This is a genomic window from Porphyromonas sp. (assembly GCF_030529325.1).
Lineage (GTDB): Bacteria > Bacteroidota > Bacteroidia > Bacteroidales > Porphyromonadaceae > Porphyromonas_A.
This window is the reverse complement of record NZ_JAUMXC010000025.1, coordinates 19406-29083: the sequence shown is the minus strand read 5'-3', so window position 1 is coordinate 29083 and position 9678 is coordinate 19406. Positions and strand designations below refer to the sequence as shown.

The 9678-nt window shown below is 47.8% G+C and carries 6 protein-coding genes; all 6 read right to left on the bottom strand.

Translation table 11 applies throughout. The annotated features are described in order from the left end of the window. Positions 1–132: 132 nt before the first annotated feature. Positions 133–807, bottom strand: coding sequence for a DUF4294 domain-containing protein (locus tag Q4A14_RS05410; protein ID WP_303170504.1), 675 nt, complete (start codon positions 805–807; stop codon positions 133–135). A gap of 178 nt (positions 808–985) precedes the next feature. Beyond that, positions 986–1390 carry a DUF2149 domain-containing protein gene (locus tag Q4A14_RS05405; RefSeq protein WP_303170503.1) on the bottom strand — a complete coding sequence of 135 codons (405 nt, stop codon included), beginning with the start codon at positions 1388–1390 and terminating at the stop codon, positions 986–988. A 15-nt stretch (positions 1391–1405) separates the two neighbouring features. After that, the gene (locus Q4A14_RS05400; protein WP_303170502.1) at positions 1406–2005 is read right to left on the bottom strand and encodes a MotA/TolQ/ExbB proton channel family protein; all 600 of its coding nucleotides are present in this window, start codon (positions 2003–2005) and stop codon (positions 1406–1408) included. 15 nt (positions 2006–2020) lie between these two features. Continuing rightward, positions 2021–2752 carry a hypothetical protein gene (locus Q4A14_RS05395; protein WP_303170501.1) on the bottom strand — a complete coding sequence of 244 codons (732 nt, stop codon included), beginning with the start codon at positions 2750–2752 and terminating at the stop codon, positions 2021–2023. A 363-nt stretch (positions 2753–3115) separates the two neighbouring features. Then, positions 3116–7450 carry a cobaltochelatase subunit CobN gene (locus Q4A14_RS05390; RefSeq protein WP_303170500.1) on the bottom strand — a complete coding sequence of 1445 codons (4335 nt, stop codon included), beginning with the start codon at positions 7448–7450 and terminating at the stop codon, positions 3116–3118. Positions 7451–7475: 25 nt separating this feature from the next. Next, on the bottom strand, positions 7476–9665 hold the full coding sequence (locus Q4A14_RS05385; protein WP_303170498.1) for a TonB-dependent receptor: 2190 nt from the start codon (positions 9663–9665) through the stop codon (positions 7476–7478). Between the last annotated feature and the right edge of the window lie 13 nt (positions 9666–9678).

Below are 9678 nucleotides of genomic sequence, written 5' to 3'. Positions count from 1 at the left end.
TTACCTCAAAGTTAAGGACTAATGGGGCTTACACACTTTTTTAGGACAGTATCAAAATTTGTCAGATAAAAAGAGCGCCGCGAAAGATAGTAATCCTTTCGCGGCGCTCTTTTTATTCTTGATGTAGCTCTATCAGACCATCCCATTTTCGACCATGATCACTACTCGTTCGGTGAGTGCGTCCTTGTTCTGCGGATCGTAACCACTTTTGAGGCTTGCTCCAAAGATTCCGGCAAAGATGTTCCAGACATTGGCAGAGAAACTACCTAAGAATGCCTCTACGAGTTCAAACCCTGATGAACCGCTCTGACGATCGATGAGTTTGATAAGAAGTTTTCCTTGTCTCAATGTCAGTTTTTTCATCTCCGGGAAGTATTGCTTGTACAGTTCCTTTTCCATGCGTTTGAGATGATCCATGCGCTCTTTCTCTGTCGGTAGAGTCTCTATATACTCGTATGTCTCTTTCATCGTCGATGTGATGATACGTGCATATGGCAGAGTCTTTTTGACATCCCTTATGAGGCGTAGATACTCAAGGCGTTCTTTTTCGCTGTTGAACTGTAGCGGTGCGAATACGTACAACGGGCGAAGATGAATTACCGGGATCGTTACCCCTTTCTCTATCTCTGCGTTGACGATATATCCCCGTTTGACTGGAGGCTCACTGTTGGTTTCTTGAGCCAAAGCAGGCATCCCAAACATCAAAAGGAAAAGCAGGAAGAGTAATCTTTTACCCTTTCTTCTGCCCTCACCTGACCCTGATATTGAGGTTATGAGCGTACGAAATATTGAGAATGCCTTGTCCATATGATGTAACCTCCTACTCGCAAATATATTTATAATTTCGGTTGATTGCATCAAATCTGCTATATTCTTACCGTTTATAAACAATAATTTGCAAGGAAATAGGGTTAGAAGGTTGTATTTCAGAACAAAGAGCGGGCTTTTTGGTGATAAACCCGCTCTTTCTTTTGTCTGCTGAAAATTAGTTCTCAGGTACGTATATGATTTCTCCGTTTTCGAGTTCGTATGCAATACCTACTCGTTTACCCTTGCTCTTGGACGAATTGTTCTGTTCCTCTTTTGGTGTAAACTTTTTGATCTCCTTACCCTCTTTGGTGATGATCTCCATGTTGTCTTTTCCGGGGTTCTTCACGATGGTGAAGTCTTCTTTCCCAAATATCTCTGTCATGTTCATGTGCATGACCATGGCGACCATGAGGGATACGGCAAAGACCATCGCCACGTCAAACATATTGACGATAACACTAAGCGGATCTTCGTCACTGTCTCCGCTCAAGATGGACTTGCGACGGGGACGGCGAAGGGGCTTGTTTTGCTTGTCCTCAGATGGTTGGGTAGGTGAAGTGATATGATTTTTTTCTTCCATGACGTAGAGAAGATGTTAGTTGGCCTTACGTTGTTGCAGCACGCGTGAGATATAGAGCAGGTTGTTGACGTCCTTGGCATACCATCTCTGCTTGTATTGGAGCGTGATGAGTCCTACCGCACTGATGACAAGACCCACGACTGTGGTGGCAAATACGACTTGCATGTTGTAAGCCATGGCTCCGATGTCTCCTGTCGAAAGTCCTACAAGGGCGGGACTCATCGCGATGAGTGTACCCACAAGTCCGAGGACAGGTCCCATCTTTGCGAGCAGGCGGCTTACGGAGAGATCTTTGGTGACAACGATCTCAAAGTTGGAGATGGTGTACTCTGCGAAGTCTTCGTCCCCTCCATGTTCGAGGATGTCCCTCATGTATGGGATGACCGGTGCATTGTTGCGTCGGGGCAAGAGATCTATGAGTTCTTGGGTGTCATGGTCTTTCAGTTTGTCTATGATCGGCTGTAGCTTGGCCATATTTTTACGGTTGGTGATGAACTGTCCGTAAAAAGATCCTGCCAACATGATTGCCCTGATGAAAAGGACAATGAGAAGAATGATGTCCGGGATGAGGAGGCTGTTGGCGATGCCAAAGAGGATTTTGGATATAAGTTCCATAGGTGTTATGTTGTGTTATCTGTGACGTTTTGATGTTTTGTATTTCTTTCTCAGTTCAAAAAGCAGTCCTACTCCGAAGAATATCAAGAAGACTATCAAAGCAAGGAGATAGGCCATGAAAGGTGACGAAGTTGTCTGTGAAGGTGCAAAGAGCATCTCTTCGGTATTCGTCGAAAATAGTGCCGAGAGGCATAGCAGAATAGATAGCGAGAGTACAAGTTCCTCACGCATATTGCGCAGAGGAAGCGTCCACTTGAAGAGCTGCGACATGAAGGGGACGAAGAGCAGAGCTCCCACGCCTACAATGAGTGCCGAGATCTTGAAGTCTACTCCGGGCAGGGCGTAGATGACTTGAGTCTGGATGAAAAAGAGGGTAGGTAGTATGAGCAATGACACATAGTACTTCTGTATCCACCATAGTGGGGTGGCAAGTCTTGTCTTGATCTTGTGCCAACGGCTTTCCCTCTCAGGATCTTTGGCTGTCGTGTGCCACTTCCTGAATGCAAAGGCTATGGCTATGGCGCATTCCACTGTTACCAATATGGCGACATACTGTCGTGCTTCGTACGATGAGAGATAACTCGCTATCTCGTTGCGACTGCTCGTGATAGCATATGGCATCGCCAACCATGAAAAGATCAGGAACAGGATACCGTACACTACGCTCGTCTTGAAGTCTAAGAGGCTTAGTTTTGCCGAGACTGCCAAGATACAGAGGAGCATAACGATGTAAACAAGTGTAATCATCTTGGATTGATAGATATGGTATAAATCATCTGTATGAGTGAAAGAGGTCTGTCCGGCTTCTTGCTTTCTCAAAAGAAAAGATAAAGAAGGTGACAAATTAAGTTAGACAACTTGTGATCACAAGTTCACTACCTTGATGAATCAAGTTAGACAACCTTTTTCGGACATTATCAGGGGAAAGATGTAGGAGCATCGATAGAGATGTCTGTCCTTTCTCATAAGCGATGCTCCCGCAGATCTTTATCCCTTGATCCAAGGCTCAAGCCTGTCGGAAAGATCTCGGGTGGGGTAAATCCTCACCTCCGGTCCTTCTCCGACAGGCTTTGAGTCATGGTAGTAATATATTATACAAGGAGTCCTGCATTAGTCTTCGAGACGCTTGTTCCTCTTGCGGAGTCCGATGATACCGAGCACCAATAGGATGAGCACCGCCACTCCTATACCGATGTACCATGCCTTGGATGTGTCGTCTTCGGCCTTGATCATCTTTTGGTTTTGCTGCGATACCGTTTTGTCTTCCTTGAGGACGATACTCTTGTCATCACTCTTCTCTACACTCTTGAGGGTATTGTCCATCTGCTTGTTGTAGAGTTCGGCCTGCTCAGGAGAAAGCTTTTGGGTGATGAAGTCGCGGAGCTTTTGGTTGGATGCCGCAAAACCTGCGCCCGATGGCCCATGATCTTGTACGACTTTGTTGTGGACTTCGACGAGCTTCTGTACACGCTCAGGTGACGCATTCCACATACCCTTACGTACGGTCTCAAGCATCACTGCTGTGATCTGTTCGAGAGCAGCGGGGTTCACTTTGCTGAAGAATTCTTTGGTGCCGAGGTTCTGGGTGTCCTCGATCCACATGTCATGGATGTTGTCCCATAGTTCGTCGTCGATGACTTCGGGCTTGGATACTTCCCATCCGTAGGTGTTCTCGATGATTTCGGCTATACCGCCGGCTTTTGTATTGCCACCCTTGGTAGCCTCCTTGACAAAGTAAGGGTTGAGGATCGTGCTGCGGCTCTCGATACCGATGGCTTCCTTGAGATCCTGCATCTTGACATTGTTGCGGTTGCGGTAGTCGGCAAAGAGGGCTTCGGGTTCTTTACCTGTGACTTGAGCTATGGTGAGGTTGAGACCACCCATAAACTCAAACACGTGGTCTAGGCTGAGAGCACCCCATGTGTTGCTCTGACGTGGCTGGATGATGACATCGGTGTTTTCGACCGCTGCACGGAAGAGGCCTTTGGCCACAGCTCCCCAGTTTTCTGTCGATGCGTATGCCGCCCCCATGTTGTTGAGGTAAACTTCGGCGATCTCTGCACGATCTTCCCACTTGTCTCCGGCTTTCATCATCTCTTGGATGCCTGTGCCGTACATACCATTGATGCCTCCGAAGACGCGTACGTTTGCCCACTCGCGAGCATCTTTGGGCGAAAGGCCTTCTTCGACAAGGCGTTTTTCGATATTCACGTTACCTTCGTGGACAAAGTTGGTGTGCTTTTCTTCTGCTCCTGCTGCAGCTGCGAGAGAGACTGCCTTGGAGATGAGGTTGAGACGCGATGCTGCAAGGTCTCTGAACTGTCCTGAAGTCTGCACCAAGACATCGACACGTGGACGACCGAGCTCTTCGGAAGGTATGAGACGGACATCGCTCACACGTCCCATGACGTCTCTGACAGGCTCGACACCGAGTATGTAGAAGACCTGGGCTATCGTCGCTCCTCCGGTTTCGATAAATTCGCTACTCCAGAAGGTGTAGCTCACTTTCTTAGGATATTCTCCATGCTTCTTGACATATGTCTCAAGTGTGCTTTCGGCAAGTCTCTTACCTTTTTCCCATGCCAACTCGGTAGGAGTCACTTCGGCATTGATACTGTATAGGTTGCGACCTGTCGGGATAGCAGATGGATTGGCCACGGCATCTCCTCCTGATGTGGGTGCTATATAACCGCCGTTGAGGGCATGGACGATGCCTGAGAGCTCAAACTCCGGACTCTGTGCCAAACCTGTCCGGTAGCGATTGACATTGAAGAGTGTGCGAGCAATCTCCATGATGGCGTCTGCCTTGGCTTTCTTTTCGGGAGTGAGGTCGTTGTGAGGCATGCCGGGATGACCGCCTTTCATCTGTGTCGAGTCCTTGGGCATATCTGCGGGGTGACCGCCTTGCTTTTCTTCTGATTTACCTACGTGGTCAGGCTTCTTGCCAAACTTAGGTATCCATGATGGATGACCGTTTTTCTTCTTGCCCTTAGGCATACCTGCGGGATGTCCTCCGCCTGCTGAGCCATCTGCACTGAGTTCTATATTGGCACGACCCTGCATAGCCTCCATCATGGCTGCCATGCCTGTGAGCTTTGGTTTGGTGATCTCGGCTGCTTCACGAAGTTGTTCGATGGTGATGCCTGCGAAAGAGCAGACAAATGCAGAGTCGATCTTTTTGCCGTTGAGGATCTCATTGACAAGTCTCTTTGCCGGAGCAAGGTAGTGCTCTGTCATGTATGGTTGTCTGCGGAAGTTTTCTTCGGAAAGTTTGCCCGTCATACGATCAAGGGCGGCCTTGCTGTAACCTATAGGGTCGCTGCTCATGGCGATGACACTGGACTTGATCTTATCTACCGTGTAAGGTACACCGGTCACGTAGAGGATGGTACTGATCTTTTCGTTGGCGATTTCTTCTGCAAAGTTGTCAAGCCTCAACATTTCTTCATCGGTATAAGGCTTGGTGAGGATACTGTCGAGTCTCAACTCTCTGTGGATACCCATGCGGATGGCTTCGCGCTTGACATCGAGGGCGAACTTGGTCTTGATATCCTCCCTATCTGCCTTTTCGTAAGAGATCATGTCACGGCGGAGCTTATCGAAGCTGGCACGCATACGGCTCTCCTCAAACGGAGGGTTGAGGTAACTTATAGTGGTGGCGTATGAACGACGCTTGGCCATCATCGACTCTCCTACGTTGGCGATAGTGTAGTAGTAGAAGTGTGGAGTAGTGCCTACAAGAGCATCGGGCCAGTCAGAGTCTCCCAAAGCGACTTGTTTCTGTGGTGTGAACTCCAAACTGCCGTGTGTGCCGAAGTGCATCATCGCATCGGCATGGAATGCTTCCTTTGCCCACAGGTATGCAGCCACGTATGGGTGAGGAGGCGCAGAATTTGCACCGTGAACGATAGCAAAGGAGTCTCCTCCGATACCTGCCATAGGTTGGGGCAGAAGTACCACATTGCCGAGATCAACAGCAGCGATAGAGATGAATGGGCGTCCGTCTTTGACTCCGCTCATGTACTCACCCGGAGCAGGTCCGAACTTTTCTATGAGCTCGTTGTACTTTTCAGGAGTGAGTCCTCTCTTGAGCCACTTGTCGTACTCTTCTGCATCTACTTGTAGAGGAGATGCCTGCTTCATGAAGTCTTCGATAGCACCTTCCGTGAATTCGTTGAGGACAGGTCCGTGCTTCATGATGAGGCGGAATAGTTCGTCAGCAGACGCAGGGAGATTGATCGTATACCCTTCGCTCTTGAGTCTCTTAAGGACATTGTATAGTGAAGGCACTACCTCTATACCTTGTGCTGCAAGACCATTTTGTCCGGGGCCTTTGAAGTAGTAGATAGCCAACTTCTTATCCTTGTTTGGCTTACTTTGGAGAGCAACGGTCTTGGAGAGTATTTCCACAAACTTATGTAGACGTACCGGATCCGCCACTGTCTCTACAATACCCTCTGCATTTTCTTCCTGAGTATTGACGACATAAGGGTATATCGCACCGTCAAGCTCAGGCATCACAAGACTTTGAGACATGAAACCTCCATACATACCCATAGGATCATTGACCCACTTCTCTCTTGATGTCATTACCGTGAGTGGGATGAAAAGAGGTGCATCATAACGCTTCAATGCTTCTACTACCTGATCTCCTGTGCCTCCTGACATCCGTCCATGGGGGAAGTAGATGATAGCCTGGGGTTGTACCGCATTCAAAAATGCCAAACGACCTTGTCCCGAAAGGATAGGGTAGACGTTGAAGCCTTTTTGGTTGAGTGCAACGATCATACTATCGAGGTTTGCTTTATTGCCGCTGTAGGGGTCGTTGATCGCACCTGTGACAGCGATCCGAGGAGCACCTTCGTGATAGTGTCCGATCTTTTTCAGGTAAGCGTCAAACTCGTCTTTTCCCTTGATGGCTACCTCTTCATCGAGATGATAGAAAACTTCCGATTCTGATGGTATCACCTCGTTAGGCTCCGGAGCAAAGAATGTCTTCTTGTCTATATACTTACGGATATAGTTGGCCATGGAGACATAGTTTTTCCTGTTGCCATTGTTGAGATAGTCCATGACCGTAGACTCGGTGATAGAGTCAAGGTTACAGATGTTGTTGGCAGGATTGGTGACACGGATGATCTTTATCGGGTGTCCTTTGTCTGCATATTTTTGGATTGCAGCTCTTTGATTTTCATCGATCTTGAGCCCCATCCCGGATACAAGTACAAAGTCATACGACTTACTTCCGTTAAACTCATTTACGCTTAAAACTTTGTATTCGACATGTTCATTCTGATTAGACTTGACTATTGCCGAACTTTGGAATGCCGGGAAGTTGACGAGTGCCACTTGGGTCGTCGATCCGAGCTTGTTCCATAATAGCAGTAGGGCGCCCACGACAACGAGGGCGCCTACGGCTATGATTGTGAGATTACGTCTCTTCATAGTGATTTTACGTATTTATTTGGTTTTATAGTTGAAAAGTCAGTTTTCCAAAGAATATACGCCCCGGGGTGAGAGACGCATTTTGAAGTCCAAGGTTTTTAGCCTTGTAGTTCAATAAGTTGTCTACTCCCGCTGAGAAGGTCATCTTTCGATCGAAGCTGATGCTGCCTGTCATTCGGAACATCGGATAACCGTCATAGTTTTGTGTCTTTATGACCAATGAGTCATCCGCTTCCTTTGATACAGTATTTATTTCTATTCCTGACAGATATTGTCCTATGAGTGTCACTGCGCTGCTCCACTTATCATTCCATGACTTGTAACCATCTAATTTGAGAAGGAGGTTGTGCGCCCGAGTATTGTTGAGGTCGACTCTCCTGCCGTTGATTTCCCTGTATTTAGGGTCATGTGTGAACGTATATGAGCCAAAGAGAGTTAATCCGTTACAGAGTCTCCAAGTAGCATTTGCATCCACGACAGTCATCCTTGTTGTTCCATCAAGATTGACATGTTGTTGGTCTCCCTTCTCATCTTGTTGCATTGTGATGCGGTCTTTGAATATCGTGTGGGTGATGCCTGCAGAAAGGGTTACTCCGGCCTTGCTCCATTCGATGTTGCTCAAAAACTGGTTTGCTGTCTCCGGTTTCAAATCGGGGTTCCCGATGATGTCGAACATCCCTTGGTGACTCCAGTTGAAGTAAAGTTCCATCACGGTAGGAGACTTGAAAGCCCTTGCGTATCCGCCTCTGAGGGTGAAGTCATGAACTTTGTAGGACAGTGTGGCTTTCGGAGACAGGTGAAGACCGTAGTTGGAGTGATAGTCGGCACGAGCACCATAGAGCAAGTTTAGGTTTTTATGTACCTGCCATAAGTGCTGAGCGAAGAGTACACCATACTTGATGCTTTTTGTCTCCTCTGCCGAGTTGATCTGACTTGACAGCATGGTCTCAAGATGTCCTTCAGCACCGAAGTTGATATCATTGCCCTCTCCAAGATGCAAGTCATGTTGGAGACGAAGCACATTGACAAAATTGCGGTGTTGTATCTCTTCCCTGCCGGTCTTTATGTATTCACGATTGCGCCAAGATATGTCACCGTTATAGAGAAGGCTGATGCGATAGACCGGACTTGACTGCCATCCCATTTTGAGGCTGTTGGTCAGGTAGTCGTAGATGTCGTTTTTGAACTCATCCAAGTACTGTCTGCGGCGAGAGTAGTTTACGTCAAGACCTATCGAAACAAAATCATTGGGTGTAAACTTAAATCTGTTGCCGATCCTTTGGATGTCATTCTGTATGACTTTGAGCTCAGAGGATTCGTCCTTGTTCTTCAGTGTATACCCTCCTTCTCTGTCATAAGAGCCGGAGAGGGAGTTGCTGAAGTACTTGTTTTTGACCCCGACTTGTGCATGACTTGTCCATCCTCCTCTTTCGCTGTACCCTTGTGAGACACCCATCGAGACGGGTTTGTCATACTGTCGGGTTATGATATTGATGACTCCTGCTATTGCATTGGAGCCATAGAGGGCAGAGCCTGCTCCTTTGATCACCTCCACACGTTCGATGTTTTCGGGGCTGAGTCGAGTCAAATCTATGCTTCCACTCTTAAGCCCTGCCACCTCTTCTCCATCGATGAGGAATGTGATGTAGTCCGCACTGTACCCTTGCATGGTGATGTGTGTGATACCTCCGTGTTGGTGAAACTCTATGCCCGGTATGGAGTAGAGCAACACGTCTTTCATCGATGTCGGAGCGATCCTATCTATCTGAGCCTTTGTGATAACCTGCGTCGGTATGGGGACATCCTTATGATGACGCTGCGTACGGGTGGATGTGACCACACATTCGCTCAAGTCCGTTGCCCATTCTTTCATTATGATATCCGGTAGCTCGACATCCCTTACGGCGCGTTCGACCCTCATGATATAGGTCTCGTGCGATATGTGTGATATCCGTAACACAAAGTGTTTACGTTTGCTATTGGTCCGGTCGAGTGGCAGGGTGAATTTCCCGTTTCTGTCGGTCTGACTGTTGTATAGCACTTTTTGCCCTGCTATAAGCTCTACTATGGCATCGGCTATTGGTTTGTGTCCATGTTCGCTGATGACCCTGCCTCTTATATGACCATCACCTCCCTCCGCCGAGGCGAAAGAAGGTGCGGTATACAACAGAGATGTGAGCACCACCAATAAGGTTAGGCAGTATTTTGCTCTCATGCCTCTACGAATT